The organism is Carboxylicivirga taeanensis (assembly GCF_051851475.1).
Lineage (GTDB): Bacteria > Bacteroidota > Bacteroidia > Bacteroidales > Marinilabiliaceae > Carboxylicivirga > Carboxylicivirga taeanensis.
This window is the reverse complement of record NZ_JBPUSJ010000001.1, coordinates 137,294-155,119: the sequence shown is the minus strand read 5'-3', so window position 1 is coordinate 155,119 and position 17,826 is coordinate 137,294. Positions and strand designations below refer to the sequence as shown.

The 17,826-nt window shown below is 43.0% G+C and carries 17 protein-coding genes; 7 read left to right on the top strand and 10 right to left on the bottom strand.

Annotated features, from left to right (window positions below):
• Window positions 1-70: 70 nt before the first annotated feature.
• The 9 genes from purU to ACSX1H_RS00705 form a co-directional block, all read right to left on the bottom strand.
• Window positions 71-928, bottom strand: a complete 858-nt coding sequence (gene purU, locus ACSX1H_RS00745) for a formyltetrahydrofolate deformylase (protein ID WP_439181608.1) — start codon at window positions 926-928, stop codon at window positions 71-73.
• A 77-nt stretch (window positions 929-1,005) separates the two neighbouring features.
• Window positions 1,006-1,782 (bottom strand): tryptophan synthase subunit alpha, encoded by a 777-nt coding sequence (gene trpA, locus ACSX1H_RS00740; RefSeq protein ID WP_439181607.1) that lies wholly within the window; start codon window positions 1,780-1,782, stop codon window positions 1,006-1,008.
• Between the two features lie 24 nt (window positions 1,783-1,806).
• A complete protein-coding gene (trpB, locus tag ACSX1H_RS00735) occupies window positions 1,807-3,000 on the bottom strand; it encodes a tryptophan synthase subunit beta (protein WP_439181606.1) in 1,194 nt (397 codons plus the stop codon).
• Complete coding sequence (locus tag ACSX1H_RS00730; protein WP_439181605.1) at window positions 2,984-3,628, bottom strand: phosphoribosylanthranilate isomerase; 645 nt, start codon at window positions 3,626-3,628, stop codon at window positions 2,984-2,986. The genes trpB and ACSX1H_RS00730 overlap by 17 nt, the downstream gene beginning before the upstream one ends.
• 30 nt (window positions 3,629-3,658) lie before the next feature.
• Window positions 3,659-4,456 carry an indole-3-glycerol phosphate synthase TrpC gene (gene trpC / locus ACSX1H_RS00725; protein ID WP_439181604.1) on the bottom strand — a complete coding sequence of 266 codons (798 nt, stop codon included), beginning with the start codon at window positions 4,454-4,456 and terminating at the stop codon, window positions 3,659-3,661.
• Between the two features lie 9 nt (window positions 4,457-4,465).
• The gene (gene trpD, locus ACSX1H_RS00720; RefSeq protein ID WP_439181603.1) at window positions 4,466-5,461 is read right to left on the bottom strand and encodes an anthranilate phosphoribosyltransferase; all 996 of its coding nucleotides are present in this window, start codon (window positions 5,459-5,461) and stop codon (window positions 4,466-4,468) included.
• Window positions 5,462-5,549: 88 nt separating this feature from the next.
• Window positions 5,550-6,137 (bottom strand): anthranilate synthase component II, encoded by a 588-nt coding sequence (locus ACSX1H_RS00715; protein WP_439181602.1) that lies wholly within the window; start codon window positions 6,135-6,137, stop codon window positions 5,550-5,552.
• Window positions 6,138-6,253: 116 nt separating this feature from the next.
• Entirely contained in the window at window positions 6,254-7,669 is a 1,416-nt protein-coding gene (locus ACSX1H_RS00710; RefSeq protein WP_439181601.1) for an anthranilate synthase component I family protein, read from the bottom strand.
• 427 nt (window positions 7,670-8,096) lie between these two features.
• On the bottom strand, window positions 8,097-8,726 hold the full coding sequence (locus tag ACSX1H_RS00705) for a carbonic anhydrase family protein (RefSeq protein ID WP_439181600.1): 630 nt from the start codon (window positions 8,724-8,726) through the stop codon (window positions 8,097-8,099).
• A 398-nt stretch (window positions 8,727-9,124) separates the two neighbouring features.
• On the opposite strand from ACSX1H_RS00705, the gene ACSX1H_RS00700 reads away from it, so the two are divergent.
• Window positions 9,125-9,805: a TetR/AcrR family transcriptional regulator gene (locus tag ACSX1H_RS00700; RefSeq protein WP_439181599.1), complete on the top strand. Its 681-nt coding sequence runs from the start codon at window positions 9,125-9,127 to the stop codon at window positions 9,803-9,805.
• 72 nt (window positions 9,806-9,877) lie between these two features.
• Here ACSX1H_RS00700 and ACSX1H_RS00695 read toward each other — a convergent pair whose 3' ends face one another.
• Window positions 9,878-10,606 (bottom strand): CDP-alcohol phosphatidyltransferase family protein, encoded by a 729-nt coding sequence (locus ACSX1H_RS00695; RefSeq protein ID WP_439181598.1) that lies wholly within the window; start codon window positions 10,604-10,606, stop codon window positions 9,878-9,880.
• Window positions 10,607-10,784: 178 nt separating this feature from the next.
• Here ACSX1H_RS00695 and ACSX1H_RS00690 point away from each other — a divergent pair, with 178 nt between their 5' ends.
• The 6 genes from ACSX1H_RS00690 to ACSX1H_RS00665 all read left to right on the top strand — a co-directional run bounded on the left by ACSX1H_RS00690 (window position 10,785) and on the right by ACSX1H_RS00665 (window position 17,708).
• Window positions 10,785-11,195: a bacteriohemerythrin gene (locus ACSX1H_RS00690; RefSeq protein WP_439181597.1), complete on the top strand. Its 411-nt coding sequence runs from the start codon at window positions 10,785-10,787 to the stop codon at window positions 11,193-11,195.
• 370 nt (window positions 11,196-11,565) lie between these two features.
• A complete protein-coding gene (hisG, locus tag ACSX1H_RS00685) occupies window positions 11,566-12,426 on the top strand; it encodes an ATP phosphoribosyltransferase (protein ID WP_439181596.1) in 861 nt (286 codons plus the stop codon).
• A 93-nt stretch (window positions 12,427-12,519) separates the two neighbouring features.
• Window positions 12,520-13,800 carry a histidinol dehydrogenase gene (hisD, locus tag ACSX1H_RS00680; RefSeq protein WP_439181595.1) on the top strand — a complete coding sequence of 427 codons (1,281 nt, stop codon included), beginning with the start codon at window positions 12,520-12,522 and terminating at the stop codon, window positions 13,798-13,800.
• Window positions 13,801-13,840: 40 nt separating this feature from the next.
• Window positions 13,841-14,875 (top strand): histidinol-phosphate transaminase, encoded by a 1,035-nt coding sequence (gene hisC, locus ACSX1H_RS00675; protein ID WP_439181594.1) that lies wholly within the window; start codon window positions 13,841-13,843, stop codon window positions 14,873-14,875.
• Between the two features lie 180 nt (window positions 14,876-15,055).
• Window positions 15,056-16,189, top strand: coding sequence for a bifunctional histidinol-phosphatase/imidazoleglycerol-phosphate dehydratase HisB (gene hisB / locus ACSX1H_RS00670; RefSeq protein WP_439181593.1), 1,134 nt, complete (start codon window positions 15,056-15,058; stop codon window positions 16,187-16,189).
• Between the two features lie 199 nt (window positions 16,190-16,388).
• Window positions 16,389-17,708 carry a hypothetical protein gene (locus ACSX1H_RS00665; RefSeq protein ID WP_439181592.1) on the top strand — a complete coding sequence of 440 codons (1,320 nt, stop codon included), beginning with the start codon at window positions 16,389-16,391 and terminating at the stop codon, window positions 17,706-17,708.
• Window positions 17,709-17,826 lie beyond the last annotated feature (118 nt).

Here is a 17,826-nt window from a genome sequence, read left to right as displayed (position 1 = left end):
TTATTCATCGAATCGTCCTAATTTATTTGAGTAGTGAACTCACTATTTAAGGCCTACACAGGTTGATACCTTAGGCGAATATGATGGTTTTGTTTTTATATACCAATGTTTTACGGTCGATATGTGCCTGAACTGCCCTTGACAACACTATTTTCTCTACATTTTTACCTTTTTGTACCAGACTATGTACTGTATCGTGGTGCGATATTTTGATTACTTCCTGTTCTATTATTGGTCCGGCGTCCAGGTCTGAGGTGACGTAGTGACCCGTTGCCCCAATCAATTTGACACCACGTGAATGGGCGGCATGGTAGGGTTTGGCACCTGCAAAGGCAGGCAGGAAGGAGTGATGAATGTTGATGATACGGTTTGGATAAAGTGCATTGAATCCAGGCGATAAAATTTGCATGTAACGGGCCAATACGATGAAGTCCACCTGATATTTTTTGCACAAGCTAATCTGCTCTTCCTCAATCTCTTCTTTATTGTTTTTTGTAACAGGCAGATGAAAATAGGGAATGTTAAACTGTTTGGCTACCTGTTCCAAATCCTTATGGTTACTGATAATGAGCGGTATTTCCACATTCAGCTCGCCAGCACTATAACGGGCCAGTAAGTCGTACAAACAATGAGATGCTCTCGACACAAAAACAGCCATGCGGGGTATTTGCGATGAAAAGTTTAAAGTCCACACCATTTGCATGGGGTTGGCTATGGATATTTCAAATGCCTGTCTCAGCTCATCAGCTGTGATGGCAAATCCATCGAGGTCCCATTCAATGCGCATAAAAAAACGCTGTTCAGACCGGTCGGTGTGTTGGTCGAGGTACAGAATATTTCCATTATGTCGGTTAATAAAATCAGTAACATTGGCTACGATGCCTTTTTGGTCGGGGCAATGGATGCGTATGATGGCGGTGTTTTGCATGCTAATGTTGAATGTTTAGTTGGTAATTTGTTGAAATGAAAAATAGTCGTCGGACATTGCGCTTCGGACCTCGGACTTTATTTATTCTTAATCGTGTTAATAAAAGCCTTAATCTGTTGTTTGTCGGCACCGTGTTCATCGAGCAGTTTCACAAAGGCACTGCCGATGATGGCTCCTGAGGCATGCTGGCAGGCTGTTTCAAAGGTGTCTCGACTGCCAATGCCAAAACCAATCAGCCGTGGGCTCTTCAAGCCTAAGTTGTTCACCCGGTTGAAATAGTCGATTTGGTTTTGCTGTACATTCTGTTTGGCGCCGGTCACCGATGCCGATGACACCACATAGATAAAACTTCTGCTGTGGGCATCAATTAAGCCGATACGTTCATTCGATGTCTGTGGTGTAATGAGAAAAATATTGGAGATAGCCGCCTCATTGAATAGGCTTTCATAGAGCTCACGGTATTCGTCGAAGGGCAGATCGGGAATGATGACGCCATCCACACCAACTTCACGGCATTTGGAAATGAACTTCTCAACACCATATTTAAAAACCGGATTAAAATAGCCCATTAACACAACCGGTATTGTAATGTTTTGGCGCATTGTCTGTAATTGTTCAAACAGTAACTGAATGCTCATGCCATTATCCAATGCCTGTTCACTGCTGGCCTGAATGGTTGGTCCATCGGCCAATGGGTCTGAAAATGGCATGCCAATTTCTACCAGGTCGGCGCCTCCCTCTTGCAAGGCTTCCAGCACTGGCATGGTGTCATTGATATTTGGGTAGCCGGCTGTATAATACACCGAGCAGATATTTTTTTGACTCGCAAAGAGTTTATTAAGTCTGTTCATCATAATCAACTTATTTGGCTGGTTAAACTAAAAACCAAAGCGTTCCATGTAAGTAGCCATGTCTTTATCACCTCTTCCCGAGAGGGTAATCACCACGGCATCGTCTTTTGTAAACTGCATTTTTTCGAGTGCTGCCAGTGCATGGGCCGATTCCAGGGCCGGAATAATGCCTTCGAGCTGTGTTAACTGCAGGGCGGCATCCAGGGCCTCTTTATCGGTGGCCGCAAGAAATTGTGCTCGGCCGGTATCAAACAAATGTGCATGCTGTGGGCCAATGCCCGGGTAATCCAATCCTGCCGAGATAGAATAGGGCTCAGTGATCTGTCCATCTGCACTCTGCATCAGGAAGGTTTTACTGCCGTGAATAATGCCCATATCTCCCAGCGCGATGGTGGCTGCTGTTTGACCTGAGTCAACGCCCATGCCGGAAGCTTCTACTGCCACTAGTTTCACCCGTTCATCGTCCAGAAAATGGTAGAACGAGCCGGCGGCATTGCTGCCACCACCCACGCAGGCAATCACATAATCAGGATAATCCTTGCTGGTTTTTTCGCTGATTTGCAGCTTTATCTCTTCACTGATAATAGCTTGCAGGCGTGCCACCATATCGGGATAAGGATGAGGTCCTACTACCGACCCAATGAGGTAAAAGGTGTCCTCGGGGTTGCATATCCAGTCGCGCAATGCCTCGTTGGTGGCATCTTTCAGCGTTTTGCTGCCAGAGGTAGCTGCCTTTACTTCGGCGCCCAGCATCTTCATGCGTGCCACATTTGGTGCTTGCCTTTTAATATCCACTTCACCCATGTACACCACACATTGCAGCCCCATAAGTGCACAAGCGGTAGCGGTGGCCACACCATGCTGACCGGCACCTGTTTCTGCAATGATGCGTTGTTTGCCCATGTGCTTGGCAATCAAAATCTGTCCAACCGTGTTGTTAATTTTGTGCGCACCGGTATGGTTCAGATCCTCGCGTTTGAGGTACACGTTGGTTTGGTATTTCTCTGATAGTCGTTTGGCCAGATAAAGTGGCGAAGGGCGTCCGACATAATCCTTCAACAAAGCTTTGTACTCCTTCTGGAAAGCTGGTGAATCAATGATATCCCTGTATACGTTCTTCAGGTTTTCAATATTTGGGTAGAGCATCTCCGGGATGTAGGCGCCTCCAAAACGGCCATACATGCCTTTCTCATCTGCCTGGTATTTATTCTGCTTGCTCATACTTTGTTTGTCTTATGGCATTAAAGAATTCAGATAGTCGCGGAATATCTTTAAGTGCTGGTTTAATTTCAAATTTGCTGTTGATATCGATGGCCTTCAGGTTGATGTTTTCCAGTTGCTGAATGTCAGCCACATCATCGGGCCCAATGCCGCCGCTTAAAAATACCGGACGTGCATTGTTGTAGTTCTTCAATAGCTGCCAGTTAAACTTTTGTCCGCTGCCGCCAAACGCCTTGGTTTGTGTGTCGAACAAAAAGTAGTCGCAATAGTCCTGGTAGCGTTTGGTTTCCTGAAAGTCAAAGGATTCATCTACCCGAAATACCTTCATCACCTGTGCACCAAATTGTTTTAGTATGAAGCATTGTTCCGGTGATTCATCGCCATGTAGCTGAATGATGTCGAGCCCAAAAGCAATGCGTTTTTCGTTGATGGTACGCTCGCTGGCATTTACAAAAACGCCTACCTTCCTAATAGAAGCATCGATCTGTGCCTGAGGTGGTTTTTGGACATAGCGAGGCGACTGTTCGTAGAAAATGAAGCCGATGTAGTCGGGCTTTAGCTTAACGAGCTCCTCAATATTGGAACTATCGCGCATGCCGCATACTTTTATTTCAGGTAATGGATTCATGTTTTGCTACTTATCTGGTTGATGTTGCTATTATGCCTTGGCTTTTATGGTGATTGCTTTAGCGAATTGGGCAAAAGCTTCGGCCGGATTGTTCGTTTTCATAAAGTTCTCGCCAATCAGAAAGCCATCAAATCCATTCTTTCGCAGAAAAATTACGTCTTCGGGCGAGTGAATGCCACTTTCTGAAATCTTCAGCTTGTCGGCAGGTAGTTGACTGGCCAGCTGAATGGACTGTTCCAGGTTGACTTCAAAGGTTTTGAGGTTGCGGTTGTTAATACCTATTACATCTACAAACGGATTGAGCTTATCAGTTTCTTCGGGCGCGTGCAGTTCCATCAGTACTTCCATACCCAGGTAGTTGGCCAGGGCACCCAGCTCTTTGGCCTGGTTGACATCCAGAATGGCAGCTATGAGCAAAATAGCACTGGCACCTATCGCTTTGGCTTCGTATACCTGGTAAGGATCAATAATAAAATCTTTACGTAGAATGGGGATGGTCGTCAGAGCTCTGGCCGTTTTTAAGTCCTGGTTACATCCACCAAAGAACTGCTGATCGGTTAATACCGAAAGGGCCGAAGAGCCGGCTTTCTCATAGCCGGTTACCACCTCTTCAACTGTTGAATCACCATTGATGATGCCTTTTGATGGAGACTGGCGTTTAAACTCTGTGATGACACCCGTTTTGCTCGGATCAGTAATGGAACTCTTTAATGATGGTACGGCTTCGCTAAAGAGTGGCTGGTCCATCAGCTGCTCCTGCGATGTAGTTTTTGCAGCTTGTTGAATTTCAATTTTCTTGTGTGCAACTATTTTATCGAGAATATTCATGGCTGTTTCTTATATACTGATAAGGGTTGATAGTACCTTGGCTGCCTTGCCATCCAGTAATGATTGGCGCGCATCTTCAATGTTTTGTTCCAGGCCTTTTGTGGGCGAGTAGCAATTGAGTGCCAGGGCAGCATTGGCAATCACCACATTGTTTTGTGCCTCGGAGCCTTTGCCCTCCACTATGGTTTTAAATATATTGGCTGCTTCTGCCACTGTGTCACCGCCAAATATTGCTTCTGGTCGAATTTGTTTCATCTTAAAATCAGTTGGTGAATACACCAGTTCACCTGTGTTTGTGATGGCTTTAAAATCGCCGGTAAGCGATACTTCATCGTAGCCATCCAGTGCATGCACAATGCTGTATTTAAGGTTGGTTTGCTGGTAGATGTATTGGTAAACACGAGCCAGCTCCAGGCTAAACACCCCCACCAGCTGATGCTGAGGAAAGGAAGGGTTTACCATCGGACCCAGCATATTGAAGAAGGTTTTCAAGCCCAGCTCTTTTCGGATAGGTGCCACCACTTTCATAGCCGGATGAAACAGAGGAGCGTGCAAGAAACAGATGTTGGCCTTATCAAGCTGTTCCTTCAATTTGCTTTCGTTATTGGTAAAGCGGTAACCCAGGTATTCCATTACGTTGGATGAGCCGCACGAGGAGGATACGCTGTAGTTACCGTGCTTGGCAACTTTTGCACCCGTACCAGCCACCACCAATGAGGCCAATGTGGAAATGTTAAAGGTGTTTTTACCATCGCCGCCGGTTCCGCACATGTCAATGGTTTGGTAGTCTGATAAATCTACTCTTAGGCAAAGCTCAAGCAGCGCATCACGAAAACCGGCCAATTCTTCAACCGTAACGGGGCGCATCATAAACACTGTTAAGAAGACCACTACCTCTGATTGATTGTACTGCTCCTTGGCGATGTTCACCAACACGTCTTTAGCCTTAGCCCGGGTTAGTGTTTTGTGGTTGATGAGTGCTTTTATGGTTTGTTTAATGCTCATGATGAAAAAAGCTTGTAGCTGCTGGCTGTTAGCTATTGGCAGCTTGGTTATAATTTTTGGCCCGGAGGCGAACCATTGGTTGATGGATCTAAAGGGAGCTGTTAGCCTGATGCTCTATCCAGTTCCGAATCATTTGTTTGCCGTGCTCGGTCAGAACCGATTCAGGGTGAAACTGCACCCCACGCACATCATATTCTTTATGCATCAGGCCCATTATCTGGCCTTCCGCCTCCTTGGAGGTGATAAGCAGTTCGGCTGGTAAATCTTCTTCATTCACCACCCAGCTGTGATAGCGCCCGGCTTTAAAGCTATCGGGCAGCCCTTTGAAAAGGTATTCAGCCTTATTGATGATGGTAACCGGTGTTGCCACCCCATGATACACTTTATTAAGGTTACGAATGCTGCCGCCAAACACCTCTGCAATAGCCTGGCAACCAAGGCAAACGCCTAATATGCTCTTACTGGCAGCATAGGTTTTGATTACCTCCTTCAGAATACCAGCTTCATCAGGGATGCCCGGACCGGGCGATAGCAGTATTTTGTCGTATTGGGCCACATCGGCCAGGCTGATTTCGTCGTTACGAAATACGTCTACTTTAGCGTCTATAATCTCTTCCACATAATGGACCAGGTTATAGGTGAATGAATCGTAATTATCCAGGACTAATATTTTCATTTCTTATTTGCTTATTGCTGCCGGCTAATAACAGCTTGGTTATTTTTTATCTGAAGTTAGTTGGTTACACCCTGAAAAAGGATGTACGCTTTGTGCCTTCAAACTCTCTTTTTTATTTAAAACTCTTCAGCTAAGCGGATGGCTTTCTTTAACGCACCCAGTTTATTATTTACTTCCTGCAATTCGCTTTCTTCTTTCGATTCGCTGACCACACCCGCTCCGGCCTGGTAAAACAGGGTATTGTTTTTACTCAGAAAGGAGCGAATCATAATGGCTTGGTTGAAGCTGCCATCAATGCCAATATTGCCAATACAACCGCCGTAATAGCCTCTGTTTTGGTTTTCAATGGAATCAATCAGTTGCATGGCTTTGTATTTGGGAGCTCCCGATAAGGTACCCGCCGGAAAGGTATCGGCCATCACGCGCGTAGCGATGGAGCCATCTTTAAGTTGGCCGCTTACGTCCGACACCAGGTGCAATACATGTGAGTAGAATTGCACTTCCTTATAGGTATTTACGGTTACCTTTTCACAATTACGACTCAGGTCGTTACGTGCCAGGTCAACCAGCATCACATGTTCGGCATTTTCCTTTTTATCTTCACTTAGCTGAATGGCCAGTTCCTGGTCTTTAACGTCGTCACCGGTGCGCTTAAAGGTGCCGGCAATGGGGTTGATGGTTGCCACATTGTTGTCAATAATCAGTTGCGCTTCGGGTGAAGAACCGAATATTTTATAATCACCGTAGTCGAAATAAAACAGGTAGGGTGAAGGGTTGATATTGCGCAGCGCCCGGTAAACATTAAACTCGTCACCAGTAAATTGTTGCTTAAACTGTCGGGATAGAACGATCTGGAATACATCGCCCCTGAAACAATGTTCTTTTCCTTTTGTCACCATCGCCATGAACTGCTCATCGCTCAAGTTGGATTGCTCCTGACTGGAGGATTTGAACTGAAAAGTAGGGATGGTACGGTTATAAAATTTTTCTATTAATTGCTGGCTCTGCGATGCTTCTTTTTCTTCAAGGTTCTCAATTAAATAGAGCTGGTTGGTAAAGTGGTTAAATGCCACTATGTATTTGTAAAATGTATAGCGCAGCTCTGGTATAGCGTGTTCGTCCTTGCGTTCAGATTCAAACTTTAGCGAGTCGAAATACTGCACCGCATCAAATGTTGAGTAGCCAAACAAGCCATTGATTTTTATGGGGCTTTGACTGTTATCCACTTTTAGTTTTTTGATAAAACTATTGAGCAATTTCGGGACGTTGTTGTTTGCATCGATGGGCATTGGCTGCAATTCTTTGTGCGCTTCCCCTTGCATCACAAAGCCTTTATCAGCAATAAACTCATACAACGGCTTAAAGCAGATAAACGACATGGAGTTGCTATTTCCATGGTAGTCACTACTTTCAAGTAAGGTGGTGTTCGGGTAGGCATCCCTCAGCTTCAGAAATAAACTAACCGGTGTCGTAACATCGGCTATGTTCGCAGGAATGGGGGTTGCTATGGTATTGAAATTAATTGTTTTCATGGTCTGATCAAAAATTGTTAAATAAAAAAAGGCTTACCGAGAGTTTCGATAAGCCTTTGTTCATATTTTTTTATAGATACGACGGTTGCCCTTAACTCTCGGTTGAAAGATAAGTATGATGCCACCAGCCTTTATGTGTTAATGTCAAATTCATAATTTGTTCTGTGATTATGCTTACAAATATTTGAAATAAAATTTTTAAAAAACAAACGAGGCAAGCAATATTTTTTTGTCGACAATGCAAAGTGTCAGTAATTATGCGATAATATTTACATTTTACTGCCAAAAAATATAATGAGGTAATAGATTGTAATAAAAAAATAGGTGGTTCGAAATCACGTCTGAAACCGAACCACCTCACTCAGGTAAAATTAAGGGTTGAATACTGTTATTCTCAGAAAAAGCTGCATCCAACCTGGGAACATAACTAACTAAAGGTAATTTTTCCTGTTTTGACATCGTACATGGCACCAACAATGGCAATTGACCCGCACTGGTGCATTTCATTTAAAATGTCACTATTTTTTTTAATGGTTTGTATTGTTAATTCTACGTTTTTCGTAGCTACCTTATTCACAAAATCAGTGTTTTTGGACGTTCGTAATTCGCCATTAATTGTTGGTGTTAACTCAACAGCTGGCTTTATTTTGTTGAGCATTTGTGTAAGGTTGCCTAACTGGGCTCCATCACAGGCACCCATAATGGCTCCACAGGAAGTGTGTCCCATTACCACAATGGCTTTTGCACCAGCTATTTTGCATGCAAATTCGAGACTGCCCAATATATCGTCGTTAACAATATTGCCGGCCACCCGCACGTTGAAAATATCCCCTATGCCCAGATCGAATACTACTTCGGTTGGAACACGCGAATCAATACAACTGACAACTGCAGCAAAAGGATACTGCCCACCCGCGGTTTCTTCAACCTGTTTTAAGAACTCCCGGTTGACGCGTTTGTTACTGATGAAGCGCTCATTTCCTTCTTTTAAAATCTTCACTGCCACCTCAGGGCTGATGCAAGCCTGAGTTTTTGCGCTTTGTGTAACTGTGTTCATGCTCTTTTCATTTTAATGGTGTCGGTGTCAAATATCTTCAATGCAAACTCAACTGCTTTGAATTGGTGATGAACGGATTTTTGCTCAGGTGTTGGTGCAACTGATTTTAAATCTTTAATGGTTTAGCTGTTTTTGAAATGCTTGATTAATGACCATTGGCGATATTGGCTATTTTTTTTAACACATCCACTGGCGTAAATTATAGAACTGTAGTTCAATTGTTTCCATTGCCAGTGTCAGTGGGTGTTTCGAAGCATTCTAAACATCTAAAACTTTGCAAATTTATTACTTTTGATAATAATAGCAAAACTATTATTGTATTTTGTAACACTTAAACATTAAAACATCAAACTTGTTCAAAAAAAGTTCTATTTTTGTTTTAAATAAGTTTTGCAATCATGTCTATTGGAATCAAAATCAATTTAAACGACAAGCTCTATATTCGCGATCCGCAAGAAACAACGCTCGGTCAAAGCATCATTAAACACAGTATTTATTTAATTGATGAGATTGGATTTGAGGCGTTTACTTTTAAGAAATTGGCGGCCCAAATGGGCTCAACAGAGGCTTCAGTATATCGGTATTTTGAAAACAAGCATTTCTTACTGCTTTATCTGGTTTCGTGGTACTGGGAGTGGGTGAGCTACCTTGTTGATATTAATACAATGAATATTAGTTCGCCCATTGAGCGTCTAAATATCATTATCAGAACGATTGTTTATGCCTATAAAGAGAATCCGGCTATTGACTATGTGAATGAGACGGTTTTACACCGCTTAATAATTGCTGAAGGAACCAAGGCTTACTACACTAAAGAAGTCGATAAAGAGAATATGGAGGGCTTTTTCTCTAATTACAAGATGCTATGTGAGAAGGTGTCGAAGGTGATTTCGGAAGTTAATCCTGATTTTCCGTACCCACGTGCCTTGGCAAGCAACCTGTTTGAAATGGCCAACAGTCATAGTTACTTTGCCAACCATTTGCCTCGCTTAACCGAAGTTAAGGTAGATGGGGATGATTATGAGGATGTGCGGGAGATGCTGGTTTATTTTACCAACACACTTCTTCAAAAGAAATAAAGCATTATTTAAAATGCGAAAAGGCCCAGCGAGCAGTTCGTTGGGCCTTTTTATATGTTTGATGCCTGAGTGTTATTTTGCAGGTAGTACGCTTTTTATTAATGAAACCACAATGTAATAAAGGATAGTGGCCGCTATGCCGCCAATGCCAAACAGAATAGTAAATGCAATGGCTAGCAATAGTAATATGAAGCGCTCCTTGTTATCTGCCCACTTCATGTTTTTAAATTTTAATGAGAACATGGGAACTTCACTGATAAGAAGGGCGCAAAACACACCTATCAACACAAGTATTATCCCTGGACTCAACCAGGTGAACAGTTCCGGAACAGCTATAAATTTATAGGCAAAGGCGGCGGTAAAAATGCCTGTTGCTGTAGTTGTTAGGCCAAGAAAGTTTTCGGTTTGTCGGGTGTCTACATTAAATTTGGCCAGGCGTAAGGCGGCAAACGCCACCATAATAAATGGGGCAATAACCAGTAGTTGGTGCGACGTAGATAAGGCAAAGAAGTTGGTGGCGTAACTGCCTGTTAGTTGGTATTTAATGATGGTTGACCATATAGCAGAGGGAGCTGCACCAAAACTTATAAGGTCGGCCAGTGAGTCCAGCTCTTTGCCAATGTCGCTATAGGCATTGAGTGCGCGTGCAGCAAATCCGTCACCAAAATCAAAGAGAGCACCAGCAAAAATTAGCCAAACGGCTATGTCTATACGACCATTTAGCGCAAAAAACAAGGCCATGATGCCACACAGAGCATTGAGGCTTGTCACAAAGTTAGGAATATGCTGTTTGATATTCATAATTGATTGTTTTGAATTATTTGCCGAAAGTAAAGTAAAGCAGAAGAGTTTCAAAATTTGAATCTCATCTTATAAACGAAACTATTGGCCAAAATGCATTGGTAATTGGTAAAATATTCAATTGAGTTGATAATAATTTAACGAGAATTTGGGGAAAGGATTCTTATTTTTGCGCATTATGACAAAAATACAAACTATGTGGACAGATGATTTATCAGTTGGTAATACAACGATTGATAATGAGCACAAGCAATTGTTTGCGCTCATTAATGAGTTTTACCGGGGCATAAAAGATGAGTCGCCTCGGGAGAGACTTGAAGAGCTGATATTGGGACTTGTGAATTATACCAAATCTCACTTTTCAAATGAGGAAAAGCACATGTTGCAAATGGCCTATCCTCAGTTAAAAGAGCACCAGGAGGCTCATCAGTTTTTTATTGAGAAAACTCAAAATTACTACGAACGCCTGCATGCAGGCAAGCTTATATTATCCATTGAAGTCACTAACTTTTTAAAAGATTGGTTAGTGAAGCACATTAAAGGAACCGATCAGCAATATGCTGCTTTTGAGCGAAATTTAAAGGCCTGATGGTTGGACTTAGTTCGGATTTATAATAAAAAATCAACTGAAAGTTTGCAATTATAAATATTGAAACTACATTTGCATCATATAATTATTGAAACATGCAGAACTTTATTCATCATCACCATCATGTATCCTATTAACTGGTAGGCGGTGATCGATGTGTAAAAACTAAAGATATCAATAAAGGCTTATCAGAAATGGTAAGCCTTTTTTAATTTAAACGAACATGACAAGCATACAATTCCATATTCATCATCATCATTACTTATCACCTCGGATGAGTTGAGATGGCGTATGCGTATATGAAACATCAAAGGCTTATCCGGTAAGGGTAAGCCTTTTTTATTTGACAAAAACTTAAAAAGAACATAACATGGAAACTAAATTACGAATTGCATTACAGAAAAAAGGACGTTTAAACGAAGACTCAATGAAGCTGCTCAAAGAAGCAGGAATCAAATTCAATGTAGGTAGTGGCAAGTTGGTTGCTTCGTCACCTAACTTCCCCATCGAAGTCTTGTTTTTGCGTGATGACGATATTCCACAAACAGTAGCTGACGACGTGGCAGATATTGGGATTGTTGGTGAAAATGAAATGGCCGAAAAAGGCTTTGAACTCAAGGTGGTAAAGCGTTTGGGATTTAGCAAATGTCGTTTATCGCTGGCCATTCCAAAGGCTGATGATTACAGCGGACTGGAGTATTTTGACGGTAAAAAAGTGGCAACTTCTTATCCGGTGATTCTGGAGAAATACTTCAAAGAGCAAAATATTAATGCTGAGATACACGAGATTGCCGGTTCGGTGGAGATAGCTCCCGGAATAGGTTTGGCAGATGGTATTTTCGACATTGTGAGTTCTGGTAGTACATTAGTGGCTAACCGCTTAAAAGAGGTGGAAGTGGTTATGAAATCAGAAGCATTATTGGTGGCCGGGGCTAATTTATCAGCCGAAAAGCAAGCTTTACTAGACGAGATGCTGTTTCGTATTAATTCGGTAATGGCCGCCAACTCAAATAAATATATTCTAATGAACGTACCTAACGATAAGGTGGATGAGATTGTAAAGATTTTACCGGGCATGAAAAGTCCAACTGTTTTGCCATTAGCCGAGAAAGGATGGAGTTCGGTACACTCAGTGATTCAAGAGAAGAAGTTTTGGGAGATTATTGGGCAGTTGAAAGCACTTGGGGCCGAAGGTTTGCTTGTTGTACCTATTGAAAAGATGATTCTTTAGCAAGTCTGAATAACCAGATTAAGAAAAAAGGCAGTTGGAATTAAATCCCATAAGGGAGTTGTAATTAGCTTATAGCTATCAGATTAATAAACTATGCAAAAAGTTCTTTATCCCCCAAAAAGTGAGTGGAGCCAGTTATTGGAGCGACCTGATAACGGCCTTGAAGATGTTTACGATACCGCCAAAAGTATATTGGAAGATGTAAAACGGAATGGTGATGCCGCTTTGCTGAAGTATACCCGCCTTTTTGATGGCGCCGATATTGATGCATTGCAAGTGAGCCAAAGCGAAATAGATGAGGCCTGCAAACGTGTTGGAACCGAGCTGAAAGGTGCTATTCAGGTAGCAAAGAAAAATATTGAAGTATTTCACGAAGCTCAGATTACTCAGCGCGAAGTGATTGAAACCATGCCTGGTGTGAAATGCTGGCAAAAGAGCGTGGCTATTGAAAAGGTTGGCTTATATATACCCGGCGGGTCAGCCCCATTGTTTTCAACGGTTTTGATGTTGGGTATTCCCGCCAAAATAGCAGGTTGTAAAGAAATAGTGCTGTGTACGCCTGCCGACAAATCTGGAGCCATTAATCCGGCTATATTGTACGCTGCCTCCCTGGTTGGTGTCAATCGTATTTATAAGTTAGGGGGTGTGCAAGCTATTGGTGCCATGGCCTATGGCACGGAGTCGGTGCCGTCTGTCGCTAAAATATTTGGGCCTGGCAATCGCTTTGTAACAGCCGCCAAGCAGTTGGTGAGCCTTAAAGATGTAGCCATCGACATGCCTGCAGGACCTTCGGAAGTAATGGTATTGGCCGACGAAACTGCTGAGGCTGCCTTTGTAGCTTCCGACCTTTTGTCACAGGCTGAGCACGGCGCTGACAGCCAGGTGATTCTTGTCAGCAATAAAGAAGGGCTGCTGAACGAGGTGGAAGTTGAAGTGGCTAAACAGCTCGAAGCACTGCCTCGAAAGGAGATTGCCCAAAAAGCTCTGGAGAACAGCCGCCTTATTGTGCTTAATAACGAAGAGGAGATGGTGGAAATGTGCAATCAGTATGCACCAGAGCACTTGATTGTTGCCATGCGCAATGACGAGTTGGTAGCCAATAAGGTGATGAATGCAGGCTCGGTATTTCTGGGTAATTATTCGCCCGAGAGTGCCGGTGATTATGCTTCGGGAACCAACCATACTTTACCTACACATGGCTATGCCAATGCGTTTAGTGGGGTTAACCTCGATAGCTACATGAAGAAAATAACCTATCAGAAAATTAGCGCCTCTGGTTTGTCAAAACTAGGTCCATCGATTGAAATAATGGCGGAAGCTGAAGAGCTGATGGCTCATAAAAATGCGGTGACCATTCGCTTAAATAGCATGTAGATTTGCACATTAGATTTAAGATGACTAATAACAACAAATTATGAAACCATTGAACCAATTATTCCGCCAAAATATCCTCAGCTTAAAACCCTACTCTTCTGCAAGAGACGAATATACGGGCGAAGCAGCCGTATTTCTCGATGCCAACGAGAACCCTTATAACCAGCCTTACAACCGGTATCCAGATCCTTATCAGCGGGAGGTGAAGGATAAAATTGCCGGGATTAAAGGCCTGGAGTCCGCTCAAATCTTTCTCGGGAATGGCAGTGATGAACCAATTGATTTGCTGTATCGCATGTTTTGTGAGCCAGGAGTTGATAACGTGGTGTCGATAGATCCCACTTATGGGATGTATCAGGTGGCGGCCGATATCAATCAGGTTGAAGTTCGAAAGGTGTTACTGACGCCTGATTTTGAGCTGGATGTGGAAGCCCTGCTGGCGGCGTGTGATAATCACACGAAGCTCCTGTTTATCTGCTCACCCAATAACCCGACTGGTAATTGTTTCAGGGCCGAGGATATTCAGCAGCTGACCGAAAACTTTGAGGGCATTGTGGTGTTGGATGAGGCGTATATCGATTTTGCTCCTGACAAAAGTTTTTTGCCTCAGCTCAATAACTATCCCAATCTGGTGATTCTTCAAACTTTTTCAAAAGCCTGGGGCATGGCCGGAATACGCCTGGGGATGGCTTTTGCCTCGCAGCAGATAATTAAGGTCATGAGTAATATTAAATATCCCTATAATATCAATATCCTTACGCAAAAAACGGCTCTTGAGTTGCTTAATAAGGTTGGTCAAATGCAAGAGTGGGTGCAGCTTCTTTTGAAAGAACGGGAGCGTTTGGAAAAGCAGCTGAATCAATTGAACTTTGTTGAGAAAGTTTATCCTTCCGATGCCAATTACTTGTTGGTGAGAGTAGAGGATGCCCGGGGCGTATATGAGTATCTGGTGCAAAAGCAAATCATCATCCGAGATCGCTCTTCGGTGGCTTTGTGTGCAGGTTGTTTGCGCATAACGGTTGGGACAAGGGACGAAAATGAACAGTTACTCGAAGCACTAGGCAGCTACAAGTAATATAAGCTACTGAAGTCAAAGGCGGGATATTAGGTGTTGAAGGTGATTAAATTACATGGATATTAGCAAATAGCTGATCTTTGAGGGGTGAATGAGCCCTTTGACAGAGGCATTGAGATAGAGGAGCAGAGGCACAGGGTACCGGGATGTGTCGTAATATTAATGTGTTGAATTAAATAAATGGAAAAGAAAAAATTACTTTTTATAGATCGTGACGGAACCTTAATTGTAGAGCCTCCTGTAGACTTTCAGGTAGATAGTTTGGAAAAACTGGAGTTTTATCCGGGGGTGTTTCAAAACCTGTCAAAAGTGGCAAATATGCTTGATTTCCAATTGGTGATGGTCACCAATCAGGATGGACTTGGAACCGATTCGTTTCCGGAAGATACATTTTGGCCGACCCAGAATAAAATGCTCAAATCGCTTGAAAACGAAGGCATCCTGTTTTCAGATATTCTCATCGATCGCTCTTTTCCTGAGGAGAATGCTTCGACCCGAAAGCCCAAAACGGGCCTGTTGACCCATTACTTGCAGGGCGACTACGATTTGGCCAATTCCTTTGTTATTGGCGACCGCCTTACCGATGTGGAGTTAGCGAAAAATTTGGGTTGTAAGGCCATCTATTTTAAAGAAGGTGAGGCTGGTATAAACGAATTAAAGGCGGCCGGCCTTGAGCAAATATGTTCCTTGTGCACCAGCAACTGGGCAGATGTCGCGAAATACTTGTTCGCTACAGAAAGAAGTGCAACAGTACAGCGCAATACAGCTGAGACGAAAATTACCGTGTCACTTAACCTTGATGGGGAAGGCGTTTGTGATATAAAAACAGGCTTACACTTTTTCGATCATATGTTAGAGCAGATTGGTCGTCACTCGGGCTGCGATTTGCGCGTTCAGGTGGAAGGTGATTTACATGTTGATGAACACCATACCATTGAAGATACGGCCATTGTGCTTGGGGAGGCGATTAAAAAGGCATTGGGCGATAAGCGCGGTATTGAGCGCTATGGTTTTTGCTTGCCAATGGATGATTGTTTGGCACAGGTAGCCCTCGACTTTGGTGGTCGATCGTGGCTGGTGTGGGAGGCCGACTTTAAACGCGAGATGATTGGCGACATGCCAACAGAGATGTTCTACCACTTCTTCAAAAGCTTTGCAGACGCCGCAGCTTGTAATTTAAATATTAAGGCTGAAGGCAAGAACGAGCACCATAAAATAGAAGGTATTTTCAAGGCTTTGGCACGTGCTATCCGTGCTGCGATCCGTAAAGATCCCTATAACGATCAACTGCCTAGTACTAAGGAGATGTTGTAGTTATCTGTTTGGTGATATTGCACATTCGTGATTATCAATGCTTTAATCATCTGTTTTATTTTGTTCATGTAATTTTATCCTACGTTCGTCACTTTTTTGCAACCATTATGGTTTGTGAATTGAATTTGGAAGTTATTGGCTCTAACTTGTTGTTTGTTAACGATGTGTGGGGCGACATAATAACTTCTAAACTTTCACTATGAGAACAAAAATGATTTTGTTGATTGGACTTATTGTATGTCCATCAATGGTGATGGCACAAAACAAAGCCATTACCCATCAGGAAGGCGACTATAACAGGTCGCAGGTTGAACAATCCGGTCAGGATAACCATTCAAAGGTGAGTCAGGTGAGTAATGCTACGTCAGCTGCAGAGAGTAATGTTGCGGTTGTCAGGCAAAATGGTTCCGCTAATAATGGTTTAATACAGCAAGGTAATTTACCTGATATGGCGGGTCATACCCTGCGCGCTGTGGTTGAACAGAGTGGAGCAGAGTCTAAAGCCGTTATTAAGCAAGCTACCTTGCAAAGTATCTCCAATAGCACAGCGCGAATTGTTCAATCCGGTACTTTGAATAAGGCGGTCATTGAGCAAAGCAGCAGTGTTGATGATCATGATGAAGGTCATGATGACGGACACGATGATGACCATGAAGGTGGTCAGGGTGGAAAAGGTGGGTCTTCTCATGAAGAGGACGATCATGACGGTGGACATGAAGGGGCAAGCTATAATACTGCTTTTATTAGCCAGTATGGTATAGAAAACTCAGCAAAGATTCAAACCGGTTCTTATGGCGGAACAGCTGATATATCTCAAGATGGGAATAGTAACAGAGCAACTATTAGTCAAGGCAAAGGACAAGATTACATGGCTCACATTTCTCAAAATGGTCATGATAACACGGCGGCTGCATCCCAAGGAGGGAGTTCAGGTCATTTAGTGCATATTCGTCAGGCGGGCGATAATAACTGGTCTGAAGTGGCTCAACGGGGCAATCAGTTAACAGCCAGTGTGGAGCAGGATGGAATGGGTAATACGGCATTGATTGATCAAAAAGGCGCCTTTAGCACAGCTTCTGTTGGGCAATCGGGCGATGGTAACAAAGCCGTTATTTACTCAAAAGGGGGCCATAGTACGGTGACAGCTCTTCAAACTGGTAACGATAATGTCACTCGAGTCGACCGTAAAGGAGGCCATAGTGCAGTGAATGTGCGTCAAATTGGTGATGCTAACAAAGGTGTTGTCGAGTCAAATGGTGGTCATTCAAGTATTTCATTGGATCAGGCTGGTCAAGCGAATATAGCAAGAGTTGAGCATTCTGGGGGCCATGATTTTATTGTTATTAAGCAGGACGGACAGGATAACCAGGCTGTAAATGAGATGAAAGGTTCTAACTTGTCATCTACCATCAATCAGTACGGTACTATGAACAAAGCCTTGGTACAGCAGCAGGGAAGTAATGATGTTTCTTTTGTTGTTCAGCATGGTAATCACAATGTGTCACTTGTCAAGCAATAATTGAACTTGATAGTATTATTAAGAACAGCCCGTTAGTATGTTGTACTGGCGGGCTTGTTTTTTATTGGCAGATAATTGTATTGATACAGTCAGTCTATCTTTTAGGCTTCAAAAGTGC

What these genes read in the sequence shown, in the direction of transcription:
- purU (WP_439181608.1), bottom strand. Translation starts at nt 928, where the DNA reads ATGCAAAACACCGCCATCATACGCATCCATTGCCCCGACCAAAAAGGC.
- trpA (WP_439181607.1), bottom strand. Translation starts at nt 1,782, where the DNA reads ATGATGAACAGACTTAATAAACTCTTTGCGAGTCAAAAAAATATCTGC.
- trpB (WP_439181606.1), bottom strand. Translation starts at nt 3,000, where the DNA reads ATGAGCAAGCAGAATAAATACCAGGCAGATGAGAAAGGCATGTATGGC.
- ACSX1H_RS00730 (WP_439181605.1), bottom strand. Translation starts at nt 3,628, where the DNA reads ATGAATCCATTACCTGAAATAAAAGTATGCGGCATGCGCGATAGTTCC.
- trpC (WP_439181604.1), bottom strand. Translation starts at nt 4,456, where the DNA reads ATGAATATTCTCGATAAAATAGTTGCACACAAGAAAATTGAAATTCAA.
- trpD (WP_439181603.1), bottom strand. Translation starts at nt 5,461, where the DNA reads ATGAGCATTAAACAAACCATAAAAGCACTCATCAACCACAAAACACTA.
- ACSX1H_RS00715 (WP_439181602.1), bottom strand. Translation starts at nt 6,137, where the DNA reads ATGAAAATATTAGTCCTGGATAATTACGATTCATTCACCTATAACCTG.
- ACSX1H_RS00710 (WP_439181601.1), bottom strand. Translation starts at nt 7,669, where the DNA reads ATGAAAACAATTAATTTCAATACCATAGCAACCCCCATTCCTGCGAAC.
- ACSX1H_RS00705 (WP_439181600.1), bottom strand. Translation starts at nt 8,726, where the DNA reads ATGAACACAGTTACACAAAGCGCAAAAACTCAGGCTTGCATCAGCCCT.
- ACSX1H_RS00700 (WP_439181599.1), top strand. Translation starts at nt 9,125, where the DNA reads ATGTCTATTGGAATCAAAATCAATTTAAACGACAAGCTCTATATTCGC.
- ACSX1H_RS00695 (WP_439181598.1), bottom strand. Translation starts at nt 10,606, where the DNA reads ATGAATATCAAACAGCATATTCCTAACTTTGTGACAAGCCTCAATGCT.
- ACSX1H_RS00690 (WP_439181597.1), top strand. Translation starts at nt 10,785, where the DNA reads ATGACAAAAATACAAACTATGTGGACAGATGATTTATCAGTTGGTAAT.
- hisG (WP_439181596.1), top strand. Translation starts at nt 11,566, where the DNA reads ATGGAAACTAAATTACGAATTGCATTACAGAAAAAAGGACGTTTAAAC.
- hisD (WP_439181595.1), top strand. Translation starts at nt 12,520, where the DNA reads ATGCAAAAAGTTCTTTATCCCCCAAAAAGTGAGTGGAGCCAGTTATTG.
- hisC (WP_439181594.1), top strand. Translation starts at nt 13,841, where the DNA reads ATGAAACCATTGAACCAATTATTCCGCCAAAATATCCTCAGCTTAAAA.
- hisB (WP_439181593.1), top strand. Translation starts at nt 15,056, where the DNA reads ATGGAAAAGAAAAAATTACTTTTTATAGATCGTGACGGAACCTTAATT.
- ACSX1H_RS00665 (WP_439181592.1), top strand. Translation starts at nt 16,389, where the DNA reads ATGAGAACAAAAATGATTTTGTTGATTGGACTTATTGTATGTCCATCA.